Below are 18,098 nucleotides of genomic sequence, written 5' to 3'. Positions count from 1 at the left end.
CGCGCGGGGAGAGAATGCACGATCGGGGAGACCGCACGAACGGATTCCTCTCCCCGAGCGTGCGTTCTCTCCCCGCCGCGCGGAACCGCGGCGGCCTTGCGCGCCGCGCGGGCTACCCGACGACGACGCGCCAGAGGGTGCAGGACGTCGGCGCGATCGAACCGCCGCCGGCGGGGTTGCACACGAAGAGGGCCTTCGTCGACACGGCGACCAGTGCGGTTCCGGGACCTACCGCGACGAGGTCGGCGCCGTCGGCCCTCACGACGCGTGGCGAGCTGCTCCACAGCGTGCCGGTGAATCTGCTGCCGTAGCCGTTGCGGTCGTCGACCCAGCTGTCGATGTGGTCGCCGGCGACCGCCTGCACCTCTACGGGCGAGTAGCTGCCGACGACCAGGCCGCCACCGCACCCGAGCGGCGCGTCGATCGCGGGGGCCCGTCCGGCGACGATCAGTGCGAGATCACCGCCGCACGTCGAGGCGAACGTGCCGTGCATCGGCTTGAGCGTGTACGCGGGAGCAGGCGCCGGAGCACCGCCCGGGTGTACCGGAAGCGAGTCTCCCGAGGCGCAACCGGCCAGCCCGATCAGGGCCGCCATCGCCGAGGTGACGACCAGCGCGAGGAACGGGAGTTCGCGCGCACGTCGACGAGTACGGGCCATGCCGCGACCATACGACGGCGCCGAACGCCGCGGCTAGCCCGTCTGACGAAGTTTCACTTCACGCAGGTTCACTTCAGGAAGAGCGCCCGCAGGCGGGTCGTCGTGAGGACGAGGCCGACCGTGATCATGCCGAGGAAGTAGACCAGATGCCACAGCAGCCCGACACCGATCACCCCGGTCGTGAGTCCACGGACGAGTTCGATGCCGTGCCACAGCGGCAGGCACTCGATGACGAGCTGCACCGCGCGCGGGTACACGGTGATCGGGAAGAACGTCGACGAGAGCATGAACATCGGCAGCAGCACGAAGAAGATCCAGTCGAGCTGCGTGAACGTCTTCATGAAGCTGACGACGCCCATGCCGAGGCTCGCGAAGCCGAAGGCGATGATGAGCAGGGCCGGGAATGCCAGAAGCGCTGTCCACGACAGAGTGAGCCCCACCGCCCACATGACGCCCATGAACGCGAGCCCGTAGAGCGCACCGCGCAACAGCGCCATCATGATCTCGCCGAGCGCCACGTCGAGAGGCCCGAGCGGCGTCGCGAGCATGCCCTCGTAGAGCTTGCCGAAGTTCAGTTTGAAGAAGACGTTGAACGTGGAATCCATGACGGCACCGTTCATCGCCGATGTCGCCAGGAGCGCGGGCGCGATGAAGGCGGCATAGCTGATGTGCTGACCGCCCGTGTCGACCGTGCCGATCAGCTTGCCGAGCCCGACGCCGAGCGAGAGCAGGTAGAGCACCGGCTCGAGGAACCCCGAGACCACGACGAGCCAGTTTGTCGATCTCGTCGCCGACCAGCTGCGGGCCATCACCGCACCGGGGTTGCCCGCGAAGACCGAGCCGAGCAGACGGGCGCGGTGCGAGCGCGTGATGACTGCTTCGTGCGCTGCACTCATTTGTTGAGCTTCTTCCGGGCGAGCCGCCGGGCGATGCGCCACCCGACAAGGAAGGTCGCGATCAGGTAGAGCAGGTGCACCACGATGAGCCACGCGGGCTCGCCGAGGCCGTACGTGGCGTCGCGCGCGAGCTGGGTGCCGTGCCAGAGCGGCGAGATCCACCCGATCCATTGCAGGTAGATCGGCATCAGCGACAGCGGGAAGTAGGTGCCGGAGAACAGCGTCAGCGGCATGACGATGAACCGGAGCACCAGGGTCTCCTGGCTCGCGTCTTTGTCGAGCGAGGTGATGTAGGCGACGAGCGGACCGCCGAACGACACCGCGGTCAGCACTGCGGCGAGGACGGACAGGATTCCCCAGCCCGACGGCACGGCACCGAACAGGACCATCAGCACGAAGAACACGAGGCTGTTCGCCGCGATGCGCACGCTCGTGTAGAGCACGTTGCCGTCGATGATCTGCCCCGGTGACAGCGGCGCCGCGTTCATTCCGAGGAACGTCGGATTCCACTTGAAGCCGAGCCGGATCGGATAGATGAACTCTTCGGAAGCGGTCTGGAACGCTGAGGCCGTGAGCAACGCCGGCGCGACGAACACCAGGTACGAGACGCCGCCCAGATCGTGCGTGCCGGAGCCCGCTGACCCGGCGCCCCCGCCGATGAGCGAACCGAGGCCGAGCCCCATGGCGAACAGGTACAGCAGCGGCAGCCCGATCGCCGGCACCACATTCGACGTCCACGTGCGGCGCGCGAGGGTGAGACGGTGCTCGAAGACGTAGAGCGCTCCGAAACGTCGGGGGCGCGCGGCAGCACGCCGCGCCGCCTCGCCGGTCGAGCCGATGGTGATCGCCGGTGCCGTCATTCGATGAGGCTCCGGCCGGTCAGTCGCAGGAACACGTCTTCCAGGGAGGATCGCCGCACGAGCGAGGTCAGCGCCTCGAGACCGCGAACGCGCACCGCGTCGAGCTCGCGCTCACCGTCGTCGGTATAGATCAGCACTCGGTCGGGAAGCACTTCGACCCGGTCGCCGACGCCCTCGAGCTGCTCGGCGGCGGCGGCGTTGCGGTCGGAGCCGAAGCGCAGTTCGAGCACCTCGCGACTCGAGTACTGGCGGATGAGCGCGGCCGGCGTGCCCTCGGCCATGATGCGCCCGTGATCGACGACGATCAGGCGATCGCACAACTGCTCCGCCTCGTCCATGTAGTGGGTGGTGAGCACGAGTGTCGTGCCCTGCTCTTTCAGGCGGAACAGCCGGTCCCACAGAATGTGCCGCGCCTGCGGGTCGAGACCCGTCGTCGGCTCGTCGAGCAGCAGGATCTTCGGGTCGTTGATAAGTGCCCGGGCGATCGTGAGCCGGCGCTTCATGCCCCCGGACAGATCGTCGATGCGCGTCTTGGCCTTCTCGGTCAGCTGCGCGAACTGCAGCAGCTCTTCCGCGCGCTGCCGCACCAGCCGGCGGGGCAGACCGAAGTAGCGGCCGTAGACGATCACGTTGTCGAGCACCGGCAGCTCGAAGTCGAGATTGTCGGTCTGAGGCACGACGCCGAGCTGCGACCGGATCTCGGGCCCCTGGCGCTCAGGGTCGAGACCCAGGATCGACAGCGTGCCGCCCGTGCGCGGCGAGACGGCGCCGACCATGCGCATCGTCGTCGACTTGCCCGCCCCGTTGGGCCCGAGCAGCCCGAACGACTCACCCGGCGCGACCTCGAACGAGATGCCGGCGACGGCCTCGACATCGCCGAAGCGCTTGCTGAGCTCACTCGCGACGATCACGGGTTCCGACATGGTGACCAAGCTAGCGAGGCCCACCGACATCGGGCGACGTACCGAGCGGGTGTCGGCCGGCGCGCCCCGGCGTTCTCGGGGCCGGCGCCGGAAGCTGCTGGGCTCAGCGCTGGAAGCGAGCCGCCACCTCGTCCGCGACGCCGACGTGCACGCGCTCGAGCTGGCGGTCGCTCATCGGCGGCAGTGCGTCGAGCCGGAACCACGCGGCCTCGGTGTTCTCGCCGTCGGCGGGGTACGGCTCCCCCGACACGTAGCGGCAGCGGAACAGCACGTCGAGATAGCGGGAACGATCGCCGTTGCCGTAGACGACGACATGGTCTTCGGCGTGCACCCGTGCGAGCCGCTCGGCGACCGCGACGATGTCGGCCTCTTCGAGCACCTCGCGCTCGGCCGCCGTCGCCGGCTGCTCGCCGGGGTCGATGATGCCGGTCACCGGAGTCCACTGGCCGTTGTCGCTGCGCTTGACGAGCAGCACCTCTTGAGCGGCGCCCTCGCCGCGCAGCACGACCGCCGTGACGCCCGAGAGCCAGAGCTCGTCGTGGCCGATCTTCTCGCGCAGGCGCAGGACGAAGTCAGGGGTCGGCACGACGCCAGCCTAACCAGCGCACCTCGCCGCGGGCACCCCGCGCCAGGTCACGACGCGCCGTCGGCCCGGACCGCGTCGCGCGACGCCGCCGGGGCGCCGGTAGCGTGGTGGCCAACCCCGGAAGGTGACGTGGTGGCGACTGTGGATCTGAACGCCGATCTCGGCGAAGGCTTCGGCGCGTGGTCGATGGGTGACGACGACGCTCTGCTCGGCGTCGTCACCAGCGCGAACGTCGCCTGCGGATTCCACGCCGGCGACCCGCAGATCATGCTCGCGACCTGTCGCGTCGCCGCCGAGCGCGGCGTCGCCATTGGCGCGCACGTGGCCTACCGCGACCTGCATGGCTTCGGGCGACGACGGCTGCCGGTGACGTCCGACGAGCTGTACGCCGACGTCGTCTATCAGCTCGGTGCGCTGCGCGCCGCCGCGCACGCGGCCGGAACACGGGTCGCCTACGTCAAGCCGCACGGCGAGCTGTACAACGCGGCCGTGGTCGATCGCGGCCTGGCCGACGCCGTCGTCTCCGCCTGCGCGGCCGTCGACCCCGGGCTGCAGGTACTGGCGTTGCCGGCGTCGCAGCTGCTGCACGCGGCATCCGCTCACGGTCTTGTGCCTGTCGTCGAGAGCTTCGCCGACCGCGCATTCCTGGCCGACGGAACCCTCGTGCCGCGCCGTCAGCCGGGCAGCGTGCTTCACGACCCGGGCGAGATCGCCCGTCGTGTGGTGCGCATGGTCGCCGAGCACCGCGTCACCGCGGTCGACGGCACCGAACTGGAGGTGCGGCCCGACTCGGTGTGCGTGCACGGGGACACGCCTGGCGCGGTCGAGATCGCGCGCCGCATCCGTACCGAGCTCATCGCCGCCGGCGTCGAGCTGCGGCCCTTCAGCGTCACAGCGGCCTGACAGTGCGCGTGCTGCCCGCCGGCGAGCGCGCCGTGCTCGCCGAGTTCGACTCGCTGCGCGAGGTCGGCGAGCGTCGCGCGGTCGTCGCCGAGAGGCCGATCACCGGCGTGGTCGAGATCGTGGGCGGCGCACGCACGCTACTGCTGCGGTTCGACCCGACGATGACGGATGCCGGAGCGGTGGCCCGGGCGATCAGCGCGCTCGCACCGCCGGCTGCGGCGGCCGACGCGACACCCACGACTGCGTCGGCCGTGCCGGGCCACGGGATCGTGGACGTGCCCGTGATCTACGACGGCGACGATCTGGCCGCGGTCGCCGAACTCACCGGCCTCGGCATCGCGGGCGTCGTGCGCGAGCACACGGCCCGGGTCTGGACGAGTGCGTTCTGCGGCTTCGCGCCGGGCTTCAGCTACCTCTCGTCGGACGGCCCCTCGCTCGACGTTCCGCGCCGCGCGACGCCGCGCACCGCGGTTCCGGCCGGCGCGGTCGCCCTCGCCGGAGAATTCAGTGCGGTCTACCCGCGACGGTCGCCCGGCGGCTGGCAGCTCATCGGTCGCACCAGCGCGGCGATGTGGGACGTGCAGCGCACTCCCCCGGCGCTCCTGCCGCCCGGCACGCGCGTGCGGTTCGTCGAGGCGGCCGGCTGACATGGCTGCCGTCGTCGTCGAGCGGGTCGGGTGGCGCGCCGTCATCGAGGATGCCGGACGCCCCGGTTTCGCCGACCTCGGCCTCGGCGCTGCCGGCTTCGCCGACCGTGGCTCGGCGAAGCTCGCCAACCGCCTCGTCGGCAACGCGGCGGGTGAGGCTCTCGTTGAGACGCTCTTCGGCGGTCTCGTGCTCCGCTCCGTCGGCGCCGTGCTCGTGGCGGTGACCGGGGCCCCGTGCCCGCTGGCGCTGCGCAGCGGCGATGACACGGTCGGAGGCCGCAGCGGCCGCACCCGTCACCCCGCCATGTACGAGGTCATCCAGCTCGCCGATGGCGATCGGCTCGAACTCGGGTCGCCCGCCGCAGGACTGCGCAGCTACGTCGCCATCCACGGCGGCATCGCCGTCGAGCCGGTCCTGGGGAGCCGCTCCTACGACTCGCTCGCCGACCTCGGACCCGCACCGCTCGAGCCGGGCCGGGAGCTCCCCGTCGGCGAGCACGCCGAGGGCTGGCCCCTGGTCGACGCCGTCGCGTGGCCCGACTGGACGATGCCCGCGGGGGCCGGCGCTCCCCGCACCGTCGTGCTCGACGCGATCCGCGGCCCACGCGACGACTGGTTCGAGCCGTCCTCACTGTCGCGGCTCGACGGCGGTGCCTTCGAGGTGACGAACGACGTCGACCGAGTGGGCGTACGGCTCAGCTCGGGGCAGCCGCTCGAACGCCGACATTCCCGTGAACTGCCGAGCGAGGGCGTCGTGCTCGGGGCGATCCAGGTGCCGGCGGACGGGCATCCGATCGTCTTTCTCGCCGACCACCCCGTCACCGGCGGCTACCCGGTCATCGCCGTGCTCACCGCAGCATCCGTCGACCGCGCCGCGCAGCTGGTTCCGGGGCAACGGGTACGCATTCGGCTTCGGCGCTGACCGAGTCGCCGGATCGGGCGTAGCGTCGGATCATGCCGTCATCGTCTGACACCGAGTTCGCCGCTGCCCCCGAAGCGCCCGCTGACCGCACCGCCGCCGACCAGCCCCGCACTCTCGATTCCGTCGTCACCGCCGCCCAGGCTGCGTTCGAATCGGCGCGCGACGTCGCTCCGACGATTCGCGCAGCGTGGCTCGACGCCCTTGCCGGCGCCCTCGAGGCGAACGCCGAGCAGCTCGTCGCACTCGCTCACGACGAGACTCACCTTCCCGTCGGCCGGCTTCAGGGCGAGCTCGTGCGCACGGCGTTCCAGCTGCGCCTGCTCGGCGCTGACGCGGCCGGCGGCGAGCCGCTCGGCGCCACGATCGACCACGCGGACGCGAACTGGGGAATGGGGCCCCGCCCCGACATCCGCCGCGTGGCCGAGCCGATCGGAGTGGTCGGCGTGTTCGGCGCCTCCAACTTCCCCTTCGCGTTCAGCGTGCTGGGCGGCGACAGCGCAGCGGCACTTGCGGCCGGGTGCGCCGTCGTGCACAAGGCACACCCCGCCCACGCCCGTCTCGCGCGGGAGACCGCTCGCATCGCGGTCGACGCCCTCGCACTCGCCGGCGCACCCGATGGCCTGTTCGCGCTCGTCGAAGGCTACGACGACGGGCCCGCGCTCGTGTCGCACCCCCTCGTGAAAGCGATCGGATTCACCGGCTCGACTCGCGGCGGACTCGCCCTCGCCGCGCTCGCGGCCGACCGCGCCGAGCCGATTCCGTTCTACGGCGAGCTCGGCAGCACGAACCCCGTCTTCGTCACGCCGGGGGCCTGGGCGGCACGACGCGACGCGATCGTCGCCGGCTTCGTGGGCTCGTTCACGCTCGGCATGGGCCAGTTCTGCACGAAGCCCGGCTATCTCGTGGTTCCGGCCGGCGAGCGCGATGCGCTCGTCTCAGAGCTGACGGATGCCTCACCCGTCACCCCGCACGAGATGCTCTCGCCGTCGCTGCGCAAGTCGTTCGAGCGGTCCCTGGCCGAGATCGAGGACGTCGACGGCGTCGAGGTGCTGCTCACCCTGCCCGGCGCCGACAACGCGCCGCCGGCGACCGTGCTGCGCACCTCGGCCGCGACCGTGCTCGTCAAGCCGGAACTGCTCGAGCACGAGGTGTTCGGGCCGGCCAGCGTCGTCATCGAGTACGACGACCCGGCGCAGCTTGTGCAGCTCGCCGAGCACATCGGCGGCCAGCTGACGGCGGGAATCCATGCCGAGGACGGCGACACGAGCACCGAGACGGGCGCGCTGCTGCGCGCCCTCGCCGCTCACGCGGGCCGCGTGCTCTGGAACGGCTGGCCCACCGGAGTCACGGTCAGCTACGCCCAGCAGCACGGCGGCCCGTACCCGGCGACGACGGCCCCCGCCACCACGTCGGTGGGCACCGCCGCGATCACGCGGTTCCTGCGCCCGGTCGCCTATCAGGACGTGCCCGACGCCGCCCTGCCGGCGCCGCTGCAGGACGCGAACCCGTGGGGCATCACGCGCCGCGTCGACGGCGTCGTCACCCTCGCCTGAGGCCGCCGTCAGCTCGCGGCGGCAGCACTGGTCGCGAGCTCGGCGCCCGCAGCAACGAGCTCGTTGAGAGCTCGCTGCGACGAGGCATCCGCCACCCCTGCGATGAGGTCGGTCAGCACCCGCACGTGTGCGCCGTCTGCGAGTGCGTCGAGGGCGCTCGCGCGCACGCAGTAGTCGGTCGCGATCCCGACGACGTCGAGCTCGCCGATGCCGTGGGCCTGCAGGACTTCACGGATGCCCTTGCCGAAGTCGTCGGTGCCCTCGAACGCCGAGTAGGCGGGCTTGCCCTGGCCCTTCTTGATGTGCACGTCGACGCGATCGGATGCCAGTGCGGGGTGGTACTCGGCCCCCGGGGTTCCGCTGACGCAGTGCGGGGGCCACGAGTCGGTGAAATCCGGGTGTTCGCTGAAGTGGCCGCCGTTGTCGTTCGTGCCGTCGTGCCAGTCGCGGCTTGCGATGACGAGGTCGTAGCTGTCGGCGTGCTCATCGAGCAGCTCGGTCACGCCGGCCGCGACTGCGGCCCCGCCGTCGACGCCGAGCGCGCCGCCCTCGGTGAAGTCGTTCTGCACATCGACGATCAGAAGGGCACGCGGCATGGCGCCGATTTTACCGTCGCCTACGAATTGCTGAGGTTGTCGCCGCAGTTGTAGATCGCCGCGGTGAGGGTGTCGATGGCGGCCTTGGCGCTGTCGCCGACGTTGCCGAGCGCGAAGATCGCGAAGCTGAGCTGCGATCCGTCCTTCGCGTCGATGATGCCGGCGAGGGTGTACCCGCCGGTGATCCACCCCGTCTTCGCGTGCACGTGCCCGTCGGCGACGGCCGATGCGCCTTCGAAGCGCCCGTACTGCTGGGTGGCGAGGGTTCCCGTCTGGCCCGAGATCGGCAGTGAGTCGTAGATCTGGCCGAGTCCCTGCTCGCGGTTCAGCACCTTGATCATGAAGCTGGTGAGGAACGACGGCGGCACGCGGTTGTCGGCCGACAGGCCGGACCCGTCGACGATCGTGAGGTGCGACGCGTCGAGTCCGTAGGCTTTGAGCGCCTTGACGTCGGCCGCCTGGATGGCCGTGAAGCTGTTCCCGGTGCCCTCCTTGATGGCGGTGAGTCGCGCGAGGTACTCCATCACGGTGTTGTCGGAGTTGAGCAGCGCCTCGTTGAGCAGCGCCGAGACGGGCTGCGACTTGACGACGCCGAGCTGTGCGGCGCCGCTCGCGGCGGTGCCGGCGCCCGAGTACTGCGCGCCGAGGTCCTGCGCGAACGCCTTGGCGGCATCGCCGGCGGGGTCGCTGCCGCGCGGCGATTCGAGCAGCGACGGATTCTGCTTGTCGCCGTCGGCGATGAGCGGAACGATCTCGGCGGTCGAGCCCTCACCGGTGCGCTGGTCCTGCGGCCAGCTGGGCTGCCAGCTGGGGCCGCCGAAGAGCGACGTGTCGGCGACGACGGAGGTGATCGGATGCCCGGCGTTCGCCGGGTCCTTTGCCCAGGCCTGCTTCACCTGGGTCGCGAGCTGGGTGAGAGTCGGCGCGCCCTGGTACCACTGGGCGCCCCCGGTGCCGAGGGTCGGGTCGCCGCCGCCGACGATGACGACCTGACCGGGCTGCGAGCCCTTCACGACCGTCGTCGAAATCTGGTAGCTCGGCCCGAGCGCCGCGAGCGTGGCGGCGGCGGTGATGGTCTTCATGACGGATGCCGTCGGCGCCGGCGTCTCGCCGTTGCGGTCGAACAGCACCTGCCCCGTCTTCGCGTCGACGACCTGCGCCTCGAGGGTGCCGAGTCGCGCGTCGGAGGCCGGGCCTGCGACCGAGCACGTCTTGAGCGCCGAAGCGGCCGCCGCCGGGCTCGCGGTGGGCCGCGCGGTGACGGTCGGCGTCGGAGTCGGGGTGGGGGTCTGCGACGGTGTCGGGATCGCCGTGTGCGTGGCGACCGGAGCAGTGAGGGTCGCCGCGTCCGGCGCGCTCGGTGTGGCCGCGCCCGCGACGAAGGACCCCCCGCCGACGATGACGACCGCCGCAGTGGCGGCTGCGATCATCCAGCTCGTGGGGTGGTTGCGCACGGAGCCGAAGATTCCCGCCCACATGCGACGCCCGGCCCCGGGCGCCTTCGGACCCTGACTGGCGTCGACGATGACCGGTCCTCGGTGCGGATCGGCACCCTGCTGCTCGTCGTTCACGGGGGTGAAGGGTGCGGTCGGCAGGAACTCGTCACCGTTACGGGGGTCGTTCGGGTCGGTCACCCGACGACTATAACGACTGCTCTCTGGACGCCCCCGGCAAGCGCGTGGCTTTTGAATCACCTAATATGAAGATAGGCAATCCATAGCCAGGTGAGAACATGGGCCAGTTCGAGTACACCCTCATCGCGGCGACAGCGATTCTCGTGCTCGTCGCCGCGGCGGGTGTCTCGCGCCGTATCGGCGTCGCCGCGCCGCTCCTGCTGGTGGCCGTCGGCGCCGCTCTCTCATATCTGCCGCGGGCGCCCGTCATCCGTCTCGAGTCCGAGTGGATCCTGCTCATCGTGCTTCCGCCGCTGTTGTACGGCGCGGCGGTCGCCTTCCCCGTGATCGACTTCCGCCGAAATCTCGCACCGATCGCGCTGCTCGGCGTGCCGCTCGTCATCATCTCGGCCCTCGCCGTCGGCCTCGTGCTGTTCCTGCTCTTTCCCGAGCTCAACCTCGCGAGCGCGATCGCGCTCGGTGCGGTGCTGAGCCCGACGGACGCGGTGTCGGCGACCTCCATCGCGAAGCGCATCGGGCTGCCCGCACGCGTCGTGACCGTGCTCGAGGGCGAGAGCCTGGTGAACGATGCATCCGCTCTCGTGCTGCTGCGCACCGCGATCGCGGCGGGCGCCGCGGTGTTCGACCTGCCGAGCGCGGTCGCGACGTTCGCCTGGGCGACGATCGGCGCGATCGCCGTCGGAGCGGCGGTGGGGCTGCTGGCGGCCTGGCTGCGCGGGCGGTTCGCCGACCCCGTGCTCGTCACGTCGATCTCGTTCGCCGTGCCGTTCTTCGCGTACGCGCCGGCTGAGGCGATCAACGCCTCGGGCGTCATCGCGGTCGTGACGACCGGGCTCATCGTGGGGCACCACACCGGCCGTGCCCACGCCCCTGAGCTGCGGTTCGCCGAGCAGACCAACTGGCGCACCCTGTGCTTCCTGCTCGAGAACGGCGTGTTCCTGCTGATGGGGTACCAGCTGCGCGAGTACATCGCCGACGACATCCACGACGGCTACCAGCCCGGCTATACGATCGCGCTCGGACTGCTGGCGGTGCTCGTGCTGGTGGTCGTGCGCCTCGCCTTCACCTTGCCGATGTTCGCCGCCCTCGGGCGCGGGCGCGGCCGCGTCGAGCAGATGGGCACGAGGCGCGCGGCGCTCGTCGGCTGGTCGGGCATGCGCGGCGTCGTCACGGTCGCGGCGGTGCAGGCCCTGCCCGAGAGCACGCCGTATCGCTCGGCGCTCGTGCTGATCGCGTTCACCGCCGCCGCTGCCACGCTGCTGATCGGCGGCCTCACGCTCCCGCCACTCGCGCGCCGTCTCGAGCCGCCGGGCTATTCCGCCGTCGGCGACGATCCGGCGTGATCGGAGCGGCGCGTGGGCTCAGCCGCGCAGACCGGCGAGGCGCACCAGGTTGCGCATCGCCATCGCGATGGTGAGCGGGCCGACGCGCGGAACGAAGACGCTCGCCTTCTCCATGATCGAGTCGTCGAAATTGGCGAACTCGGCGACGTCGACGCAGATCGCGCCCTCGCGGATCTCATCGCCGCGCACCAGCTCGAAGTCCTTCGACGGCACCGCCGAGATGACGACGTCGGAGGCGGCGAGCGCCGTCGCACGGTCGACGCCCGTATCGCGCACGTCGTGTGCGCGACGCCCGATCGCCGGCTCGAACGTCGCGGAGCCCGAGATGTCGAGCGAATGCACAAGTGCGCCGTCGTTCGCCAGCATCGCCGCCAGGGGGCGACCGACGAGGTCGCTGCGGTTGATCACGCACGCCGTCACGCCCTCGAGCGGGGCGTTCACGTTCGTTCCCCGCATGCCGGCGTGCTGCAGCAGCTTCAGGATCGCGAGCGGAGTGCACGGCAGGATCGCCCGCGCAAGATGGTCGGCGTCGATGAAGCGCGTGTTCTCGTACAGCAGCCGGCTCCAGAACGAGTGCAGACCCTCGACGTCCTTCCGGGGGTCGACGAGCTCGCGCAACCACCGGTCCCCCGCGCGGTCGATGAGCGGGTAGTAGAGGAAGACGCCGTCGACGTCGGGGTCGGTGTTGGCGGTCGCGATCGCGAGCTCGACCTCGCCGGGTGTGACGTGGCGCACGTCCAGCTCGATGCCGACGGATTCCGAGCCCCGACGGGCATAGCGTGCGTAGGTCGCGGCCGGCCCCTCGTCGTGCCCGAGCAGGCCGACGATGCGGGGGCGACGGCCGAGCTGCTCGGCGAGGCGGGCGACGTCGACACTGATCTCTTCGCGATACTCGGCAGCGATCGGCGACGGGTCGAGAACCCGAGCGGTCATGAGGCGTCCTCCAGCTGGGCGATGAGGGTGTTGCGGCGCGCGCGCAGCGCGGTGGTGGCGGCCGCGCCCAGACGGTCGAGCTGGGCGATGTTGATATCAGCAGTACGGATGCCTGCGCGCGCCGCCCCCAGCGCGAGGTCACGACCCGCGAGCACGTCGCTCGCGACGCCGGGCTTCACGAGATGCTCGACCTCGCGCGACAGCGCAACGGCATCGGCGAGCGTGCCGACAAGCCCGAGCGGCCGCTCGGTCGCGGCGATGCTCGCGTGCTCGATGGCGGCCGCGCGCGTCTCACGCTCGGCGTCGTCGCCGCGCGGCAGGCGATACGCGGCCATCAGCTCGGTGAAGTCGGCCACGTCGCCGTCTGCCGCGGGGACGACCGCGTCGCGCAGCTCGGCGAACCGACGCGCCTGCTCATCGAGCGCGGGGTCGGCGGTCACGGCCAGCGCCATCTGCATGAGGCCGATGCCGAGCGCTCCGGCGATCGCCGCGACGGACCCGCCGCCCGGTGTCGGGTCGGCCGACGCGGTGCGGCTCAGAAGCTCATCGGCGGGCAGGGCCCAGAGGCTCTCGTTCACGCCTCGACCCTACCGGCGCTCCCCCACCCAGCGCGGCCGGAGAGCCCCCGCCATCCGCGGCCGCCGGCCAGACGAGTCGGGCCGTGGTGCTGCGCGCGGTTTCGTCGAGAACCCGACGGGTAAGAACTGAGATATGAACGAACGTGAAAGCGAGCTTCTCGCGAAGGTTGAGAACAGGCTGTTCATCGGCGGCCAGTGGGTCGCCTCGTCGTCGGGCTCAAGGTTCGATGTGCGCGACCCCGCGACCGGCGACGTCATCCGGTCGATCGCCGACGGCACCGCCGACGACGGCATCCGTGCACTCGACGCCGCGGTCTCCGCGCAGGACGACTGGGCGAGCACCGCACCGCGCACCCGCAGCGACATCCTGCGCCGCGCCTGGGAGCTCGTGCAGGAACACAAGGAAGAGCTCGCGCTCATCATGACGCTCGAGATGGGCAAGCCCTACGCGGAGTCGCTCGGCGAGGTCAGCTACGGCGGCGAGTTCCTGCGGTGGTTCTCGGAGGAGGCGGTGCGCATCACGGGCCGCTACGGTCTCAACCCCGAAGGCACCGGGCGCATGATCGTCTCGCAGCGCCCCGTCGGCCCGTCGTTCTTCATCACCCCGTGGAACTTCCCGCTCGCGATGGCGACGCGCAAGATCGCGCCGGCGCTCGCCGCCGGCTGCACCGTGATCGTGAAGCCGGCGCAGCTGACCCCGCTCACGACGATCTACTTCACGCAGCTGCTCGTCGAGGCGGGACTGCCGGCCGGCGTCGTCAACATCGTCACGTCGGCATCATCGAGCAAGGTTGCAGGCCCGATCATCGCCGACCCCCGCCTGCGCAAGCTGTCGTTCACCGGTTCGACCGAAGTAGGCCGCACGCTCATCGCGCAGGCCGCCGACGGCATTCTGCGCGTCTCGATGGAACTCGGCGGCAACGCCCCGTTCCTCGTCTTCGAGGACGCCGATCTGGACGCCGCCGTCGACGGCGCGATGGCCGCGAAGTTCCGCAACATCGGCGAGGCGTGCACCGCCGCGAACCGCTTCATCGTGCACGAGTCGATCGCCGACGAGTTCACCAAGCGCGTGACTGAGCGCGTCAAGGCGATGAAGGTCGGCCGCGGCACCGACGATGGCGTCGCGATCGGACCGCTCATCAATGACGATGCCGTGGCGAAGGCCGAGGAACTGGTGACGGATGCTGCCGCCCGCGGCGCCTCGATCACCGTGGGCGGCCACCGCCTCGACGGCCCCGGCACGTTCTACGAGCCGACCGTCGTGACCGGGGTCACGCCCGGCAGTTCGATCCTCAAAGAGGAGATCTTCGGGCCGGTCCTCGCGATCGCGACGTTCTCGACCGAGGACGACGCCGTGGCCCTCGCCAACGACACCGAGTTCGGCCTCGTCTCGTACGTGTTCACGCACGACCTCGCCCGCGGCCACCGCATGATCGACCGACTCGAGACGGGCATGATGGGCCTCAACGTCGGCGTCATCTCGAACCCGGCCGCACCGTTCGGCGGGGTGAAGCAATCGGGCGTCGGGCGCGAGGGCGGCCTCGAAGGCATCCACGAGTACCTCTCCACGAAATACACGCTCCTGCCGGTCTGACCCGCGGCACGAACGGCCCGGAGCCCCGCGGTTCCGGGCCACCTTCGCCTCGTTGAATGTGGTAGTTAACCATTGGGGGTTGATACCACGCACCGTTACGGAGGAACCATGTTTTCAGCAACCACGACGAACCGGCGTACGCAGCCACGCGCGGCCGCCGCCGGATTCGTGCTCGCGATCGCACTGTCGGTGACGACGCTCGTGAATCCGAACGCTCCGCGGGCCCTGACCGAGTCCGTCGCCGCGAGTTCACGCGCCGCGGTGACGACGATCGAGGCCGTCGGCGAGTCGGCGCGCGGGCTCGGACCGACCATCGCCACGCTGCTCGGCTCGGACACGACGCCGGCCGGGCGGGAAGCGCCGGCGGCTCAGAAGGCCGCCGCGAGTGCGCTCGTCAAGGCGATCATCGCCGCGGTCAAGAAGATCGGCCCCTCGGTCTGGAACGCCGTCGTCAAGGCGGCGAAGACCAGTAAGGCGGCGGTCCAGAAGTGGTGGAACAACCTCGCCGCGTGGATGCGCACCGCGATCCGCGCCGTCGCCACCTGGGCGATCACCACGATCCTCGACGAGATCTACAAGTACGTCCGAAACGGCGGCAAGTGAGGATTCCGTGCCGGGGTGCCGCGCGAGCCTTGACGGTCGCGCGGCCCCCTTTCCGGACCGCGCGAGATGCGGCTCTTCAGCTACCTGACGACATTCCTTCTGCTGCAATGGCTGGTCGAGGAGCTGGTCGGCGCCGGCTCCTGGGCGCTGCATTCGCTGGGCATTGCGGTGTCTGCGCTTGCAGCCTTTCGGATTGCTCTCGTGGGGCGAGCCCGCCAGGTGCGGGGCACCGTGGCATTCGCCCGCCGACTCGGGTGTGCGGCGGCAGTGCTCGTGGTCGCCGCGGCGGCGAGCGCGGCTGTCGCCGCAACGCTGGGCGATGCCACGCTGTTTCTTCCCAACATCGCCCAGTCGATCGCGGAAGAGCTCGCATTCCGGGTGCTTCCCGTCGTGCTGCTGGTCCGGCTCGCCACCCGCACGTGGGTCGCCTGGGCATGGCTGTGCGTCACGAGCGTCGTCTTCGCCCTCGCGCACGGCGCGACGGACTGGGTCCTGCTCGGCGACAAGCTCGTCTTCGCGCTGGGTGCATCCGCCCTGGTCTGGCGCTATCGCATGTGCCTGCCCGCCGCGCTCCTGCTCGCATCAGCTCTCCACATCGCCAGCAATGCCGGCGCTGCGGCGCTGTACGCGTCGGCGACGCATCCCGCCGAGTGGCTGATCGTCGCGGACCTGATCGGGCTTGCCGGTGCGCTGGTCATTGCCCGGCGACGCGACGAACGAAAGGACTACGGAGATGTCGATGACTGACGACGTGAAATACCTCAAGCGGCTCGCGTACGAGCTGCGCTGGCGACGGATTCCGGAAGCGGAGGTCGAGGGTGCGCTCCGCACCGTCGCAACCCACGCCACGCAGAAGAGCCAGCGCGCCGAGCAGCTCTTCGGGCCCGCTGATCGCTTCGCCGAGTCGTTCCCGCGCGGCCGCAGCCTTCACCGGGGCTATCTGCTCATGACCTCGGCCGTCCTCGTCGCGGCAGCCGTGGTCGGCGCGGCATCCCTCGCGGAACTCATCCTGAACACGGACCGGTTCGGTCTCTGGTCGTTCATCGCTTTGGTCGCCGGTGCCGTGGTCTGGAGTCTGGTCGCCGCGCTGATCGGCTCGCGGCTCGACCGACGCCTGCCTGCCGGTTGGGCGGCCGGATGATGTCGCCCCCGCCGTCGGGCATCGAGGTCATCGAGCTGTCGAAACGGTACGGAGCCCGGCAGGTGCTGAAGCGCGTCAGCTTCTCGGCACCCGCGGGCTCGATCACGGGGCTGCTCGGGCCGAATGGTTCGGGCAAGTCGACGACGATGCGCGCCATGACGTCGCTGAGCGCTCCGTCGTCGGGCAGTGTGCTGTTCGACGGGGCGCGCTACGACGAGCTCGCGAACCCGGGGGCGATCGTCGGCACGCTGCTCGACGCGAGCGCCCACCACTCGGGGCGCACAGCGTACGAGACCGTGCGTCAGGCAGGACTGATGATCGGCTCGACGAAGCAGCGGGTGCACGAGGTGGTCGACGCGATGGGCCTGGCGACCGCTGCGTCACGGCGCTTCGGGGCGCTGTCGCTCGGCATGCGCCAGCGGGTGGGCCTCGCGATCGCCTTCCTCAGCACACCGCGCTACCTGATCCTCGATGAGCCGATGAACGGGCTCGACGTCGAATCCATCGGGTGGGTGCGCAACGAACTCATCCGTTTCGCCCATGGCGACGGCGGGGCGGTCGTCATCTCGTCTCATCTGCTTCAGGAACTTCAGGCGTATGTCGACCGCGTGGCGATCATCAGTCGAGGCGAACTCGTGCTCGAGCAGAAGATGGGCGAGCTCAAGGGCGACGCCGGCTGCGAGGTCGTCGTCGTCGAGGCCGACTGTGCCGCGCTGGAGAGGCTCCTCAACACGCACGGCGTCGAGAGCCGTCCCCTTGGCACCCCCGGCGGCTATTGGGTGAAGCTGCCGTCGCGCCGGCTCGCGCTGCGCCTGCTCGATGCGCGGATCGCCCCAGTCTCTCTCGCCGAGGGGCGCACCCACTCACTCGAAGAGGTCTACCTGCGCATGACCCGCGGCGAGTACGAACTGGCGGAGCGTCGATGACGCCCGCAACGCCCATGACACCCACGACGCCCGTGCCGCCCGTGCCGCCGCCCCGGCTCGGATCGTGGGTCGTGCGCCTGACGAAGCTCGAGCTGCGCAAGCTCATCGTGACCCGCAGCACGCGCACGCTGCTCATCTCGATGGCGTGCATCGGCGTGCTGCTGAGCGCCGCCGTGGAGCTTTCCGCCGTGCTCGGCTCCGGCGCCCCCGATGCCGACTTCAGCGTCGCTCTCGTCGTGCTCACGGCTCCGATCGCGATCGGCATTCCGATCATCGGTGTGCTGGTGTACACCTCTGACTGGCAGCAGCGCGAGATCATGACGATGTTCCTGCTCGAGCCGAGGCGCCCTCGCGTCTACTTGGCCAAGTTGGTCGCAACCGTCATTGCCGGCTTCCTGGTCGTAGCGGCGGCGGCCGTGGCAAGTCTGGCGGTGACGGCGCTCATCGCCACCTTCACGCCCGCGGGTTTCACGCTCGGCGACGAGCTCGGCGAGCCCATCGCCTCCGTACTCGTCTACACCTTCACCGGCGCCCTGTTCGGGGCAGCGGTGGGCGCGGCGACTCTGAACTCACCGCTCGGAATCGTCGTCGTCACGCTCCAGTCGCTCCTCATCGACAACGCGCTCGCGTTCGTTCCGGGCGACACCGGCTCCTGGCTGCGGTCGAGCGCGATCCCCGAGTGGCTCGCCGGCTCGGGCGATGCGCTTCACGCGCTCACCTCGGGGACGCTGTGGCTGCTCGTTCCGTTCGTGATCGGATTCCTGCGCAATGCGCGGCGAGAGCCGAAGTGATCGCGCGGCCC

At 70.5% G+C, this 18,098-nt stretch carries 20 protein-coding genes; 11 read left to right on the top strand and 9 right to left on the bottom strand.

Annotation, left to right across the window (positions count from 1 at the left end):
* Nucleotides 1–112: 112 nt before the first annotated feature.
* From ACFOYW_RS08675 to ACFOYW_RS08655, 5 genes are all read right to left on the bottom strand, one after another.
* Nucleotides 113–658, bottom strand: a complete 546-nt coding sequence (locus ACFOYW_RS08675; RefSeq protein ID WP_390228489.1) for a hypothetical protein — start codon at nucleotides 656–658, stop codon at nucleotides 113–115.
* A gap of 68 nt (nucleotides 659–726) precedes the next feature.
* A complete protein-coding gene (locus ACFOYW_RS08670; protein WP_390228488.1) occupies nucleotides 727–1,554 on the bottom strand; it encodes an ABC transporter permease in 828 nt (275 codons plus the stop codon).
* Nucleotides 1,551–2,414: an ABC transporter permease gene (locus ACFOYW_RS08665; RefSeq protein WP_390228487.1), complete on the bottom strand. Its 864-nt coding sequence runs from the start codon at nucleotides 2,412–2,414 to the stop codon at nucleotides 1,551–1,553. Before ACFOYW_RS08665 ends, ACFOYW_RS08670 begins: the two co-directional genes overlap by 4 nt.
* Nucleotides 2,411–3,337 (bottom strand): ABC transporter ATP-binding protein, encoded by a 927-nt coding sequence (locus ACFOYW_RS08660; RefSeq protein ID WP_390228486.1) that lies wholly within the window; start codon nucleotides 3,335–3,337, stop codon nucleotides 2,411–2,413. Before ACFOYW_RS08660 ends, ACFOYW_RS08665 begins: the two co-directional genes overlap by 4 nt.
* Before the next feature lie 103 nt (nucleotides 3,338–3,440).
* Nucleotides 3,441–3,923: an NUDIX hydrolase gene (locus tag ACFOYW_RS08655; RefSeq protein ID WP_390228485.1), complete on the bottom strand. Its 483-nt coding sequence runs from the start codon at nucleotides 3,921–3,923 to the stop codon at nucleotides 3,441–3,443.
* Nucleotides 3,924–4,055: 132 nt separating this feature from the next.
* On the opposite strand from ACFOYW_RS08655, the gene ACFOYW_RS08650 reads away from it, so the two are divergent.
* Genes ACFOYW_RS08650 through ACFOYW_RS08635 form a run of 4 tightly spaced genes read left to right on the top strand, consistent with a single transcriptional unit; the run spans nucleotide 4,056 to nucleotide 7,948 of the window.
* Nucleotides 4,056–4,826, top strand: a complete 771-nt coding sequence (locus ACFOYW_RS08650) for a LamB/YcsF family protein (RefSeq protein ID WP_390228483.1) — start codon at nucleotides 4,056–4,058, stop codon at nucleotides 4,824–4,826.
* 2 nt (nucleotides 4,827–4,828) lie between these two features.
* Entirely contained in the window at nucleotides 4,829–5,473 is a 645-nt protein-coding gene (locus tag ACFOYW_RS08645; protein WP_390228482.1) for a 5-oxoprolinase subunit B family protein, read from the top strand.
* Between the two features lies 1 nt (nucleotide 5,474).
* Nucleotides 5,475–6,395, top strand: coding sequence for a 5-oxoprolinase subunit C family protein (locus ACFOYW_RS08640; protein WP_390228481.1), 921 nt, complete (start codon nucleotides 5,475–5,477; stop codon nucleotides 6,393–6,395).
* A gap of 32 nt (nucleotides 6,396–6,427) precedes the next feature.
* A complete protein-coding gene (locus ACFOYW_RS08635) occupies nucleotides 6,428–7,948 on the top strand; it encodes an aldehyde dehydrogenase (NADP(+)) (protein WP_390228480.1) in 1,521 nt (506 codons plus the stop codon).
* Nucleotides 7,949–7,956: 8 nt separating this feature from the next.
* On the opposite strand, the gene ACFOYW_RS08630 is transcribed toward ACFOYW_RS08635, so the two are convergent.
* Entirely contained in the window at nucleotides 7,957–8,544 is a 588-nt protein-coding gene (locus ACFOYW_RS08630; protein WP_390228479.1) for an isochorismatase family protein, read from the bottom strand.
* 20 nt (nucleotides 8,545–8,564) lie between these two features.
* Nucleotides 8,565–10,178, bottom strand: coding sequence for a D-alanyl-D-alanine carboxypeptidase/D-alanyl-D-alanine-endopeptidase (locus tag ACFOYW_RS08625; RefSeq protein WP_390228478.1), 1,614 nt, complete (start codon nucleotides 10,176–10,178; stop codon nucleotides 8,565–8,567).
* A gap of 98 nt (nucleotides 10,179–10,276) precedes the next feature.
* Here ACFOYW_RS08625 and ACFOYW_RS08620 point away from each other — a divergent pair, with 98 nt between their 5' ends.
* Complete coding sequence (locus tag ACFOYW_RS08620) at nucleotides 10,277–11,521, top strand: cation:proton antiporter (protein WP_390228477.1); 1,245 nt, start codon at nucleotides 10,277–10,279, stop codon at nucleotides 11,519–11,521.
* Nucleotides 11,522–11,539: 18 nt separating this feature from the next.
* Here ACFOYW_RS08620 and ACFOYW_RS08615 read toward each other — a convergent pair whose 3' ends face one another.
* Nucleotides 11,540–12,454, bottom strand: coding sequence for a bifunctional methylenetetrahydrofolate dehydrogenase/methenyltetrahydrofolate cyclohydrolase (locus tag ACFOYW_RS08615; protein ID WP_390228475.1), 915 nt, complete (start codon nucleotides 12,452–12,454; stop codon nucleotides 11,540–11,542).
* Complete coding sequence (locus tag ACFOYW_RS08610) at nucleotides 12,451–13,032, bottom strand: cyclodeaminase/cyclohydrolase family protein (protein ID WP_390228474.1); 582 nt, start codon at nucleotides 13,030–13,032, stop codon at nucleotides 12,451–12,453. The genes ACFOYW_RS08615 and ACFOYW_RS08610 overlap by 4 nt, the downstream gene beginning before the upstream one ends.
* 133 nt (nucleotides 13,033–13,165) lie before the next feature.
* Between ACFOYW_RS08610 and ACFOYW_RS08605 the strand changes: the two genes are divergently transcribed.
* The 6 genes from ACFOYW_RS08605 (at nucleotide 13,166) to ACFOYW_RS08580 (ending at nucleotide 18,087) form a co-directional block, all read left to right on the top strand.
* Complete coding sequence (locus tag ACFOYW_RS08605) at nucleotides 13,166–14,626, top strand: NAD-dependent succinate-semialdehyde dehydrogenase (protein ID WP_390228473.1); 1,461 nt, start codon at nucleotides 13,166–13,168, stop codon at nucleotides 14,624–14,626.
* A 108-nt stretch (nucleotides 14,627–14,734) separates the two neighbouring features.
* On the top strand, nucleotides 14,735–15,229 hold the full coding sequence (locus ACFOYW_RS08600) for a hypothetical protein (RefSeq protein WP_390228472.1): 495 nt from the start codon (nucleotides 14,735–14,737) through the stop codon (nucleotides 15,227–15,229).
* Between the two features lie 66 nt (nucleotides 15,230–15,295).
* Nucleotides 15,296–15,976, top strand: coding sequence for a CPBP family glutamic-type intramembrane protease (locus tag ACFOYW_RS08595; protein WP_390228470.1), 681 nt, complete (start codon nucleotides 15,296–15,298; stop codon nucleotides 15,974–15,976).
* Nucleotides 15,969–16,370 (top strand): hypothetical protein, encoded by a 402-nt coding sequence (locus ACFOYW_RS08590; RefSeq protein WP_390228468.1) that lies wholly within the window; start codon nucleotides 15,969–15,971, stop codon nucleotides 16,368–16,370. The genes ACFOYW_RS08595 and ACFOYW_RS08590 overlap by 8 nt, the downstream gene beginning before the upstream one ends.
* The gene (locus ACFOYW_RS08585; protein WP_390228467.1) at nucleotides 16,367–17,296 is read left to right on the top strand and encodes an ATP-binding cassette domain-containing protein; all 930 of its coding nucleotides are present in this window, start codon (nucleotides 16,367–16,369) and stop codon (nucleotides 17,294–17,296) included. Before ACFOYW_RS08590 ends, ACFOYW_RS08585 begins: the two co-directional genes overlap by 4 nt.
* Nucleotides 17,293–18,087, top strand: a complete 795-nt coding sequence (locus ACFOYW_RS08580; protein WP_390228466.1) for a hypothetical protein — start codon at nucleotides 17,293–17,295, stop codon at nucleotides 18,085–18,087. The genes ACFOYW_RS08585 and ACFOYW_RS08580 overlap by 4 nt, the downstream gene beginning before the upstream one ends.
* Nucleotides 18,088–18,098: the final 11 nt, after the last annotated feature.

It is taken from the genome of Gryllotalpicola reticulitermitis (assembly GCF_042651345.1).
GTDB classification, from domain to species: Bacteria; Actinomycetota; Actinomycetes; order Actinomycetales; family Microbacteriaceae; genus Gryllotalpicola; species Gryllotalpicola reticulitermitis.
The sequence above is the reverse complement of the archived record's forward strand: the minus strand, read 5'-3'. Positions and strand labels throughout refer to the sequence as shown.

Bases quoted from the DNA above. Each gene is read 5' to 3' on its own strand.
- ACFOYW_RS08620 (WP_390228477.1), top strand. From the start codon at position 10,277: ATGGGCCAGTTCGAGTACACCCTCATCGCGGCGACAGCGATTCTCGTG.
- ACFOYW_RS08595 (WP_390228470.1), top strand. From the start codon at position 15,296: ATGCGGCTCTTCAGCTACCTGACGACATTCCTTCTGCTGCAATGGCTG.
- ACFOYW_RS08660 (WP_390228486.1), bottom strand. From the start codon at position 3,337: ATGTCGGAACCCGTGATCGTCGCGAGTGAGCTCAGCAAGCGCTTCGGC.
- ACFOYW_RS08665 (WP_390228487.1), bottom strand. From the start codon at position 2,414: ATGACGGCACCGGCGATCACCATCGGCTCGACCGGCGAGGCGGCGCGG.
- ACFOYW_RS08605 (WP_390228473.1), top strand. From the start codon at position 13,166: ATGAACGAACGTGAAAGCGAGCTTCTCGCGAAGGTTGAGAACAGGCTG.
- ACFOYW_RS08640 (WP_390228481.1), top strand. From the start codon at position 5,475: ATGGCTGCCGTCGTCGTCGAGCGGGTCGGGTGGCGCGCCGTCATCGAG.
- ACFOYW_RS08580 (WP_390228466.1), top strand. From the start codon at position 17,293: ATGACGCCCGCAACGCCCATGACACCCACGACGCCCGTGCCGCCCGTG.
- ACFOYW_RS08670 (WP_390228488.1), bottom strand. From the start codon at position 1,554: ATGAGTGCAGCGCACGAAGCAGTCATCACGCGCTCGCACCGCGCCCGT.
- ACFOYW_RS08585 (WP_390228467.1), top strand. From the start codon at position 16,367: ATGATGTCGCCCCCGCCGTCGGGCATCGAGGTCATCGAGCTGTCGAAA.
- ACFOYW_RS08675 (WP_390228489.1), bottom strand. From the start codon at position 658: ATGGCCCGTACTCGTCGACGTGCGCGCGAACTCCCGTTCCTCGCGCTG.
- ACFOYW_RS08615 (WP_390228475.1), bottom strand. From the start codon at position 12,454: ATGACCGCTCGGGTTCTCGACCCGTCGCCGATCGCTGCCGAGTATCGC.
- ACFOYW_RS08600 (WP_390228472.1), top strand. From the start codon at position 14,735: ATGTTTTCAGCAACCACGACGAACCGGCGTACGCAGCCACGCGCGGCC.
- ACFOYW_RS08590 (WP_390228468.1), top strand. From the start codon at position 15,969: ATGACTGACGACGTGAAATACCTCAAGCGGCTCGCGTACGAGCTGCGC.
- ACFOYW_RS08630 (WP_390228479.1), bottom strand. From the start codon at position 8,544: ATGCCGCGTGCCCTTCTGATCGTCGATGTGCAGAACGACTTCACCGAG.
- ACFOYW_RS08635 (WP_390228480.1), top strand. From the start codon at position 6,428: ATGCCGTCATCGTCTGACACCGAGTTCGCCGCTGCCCCCGAAGCGCCC.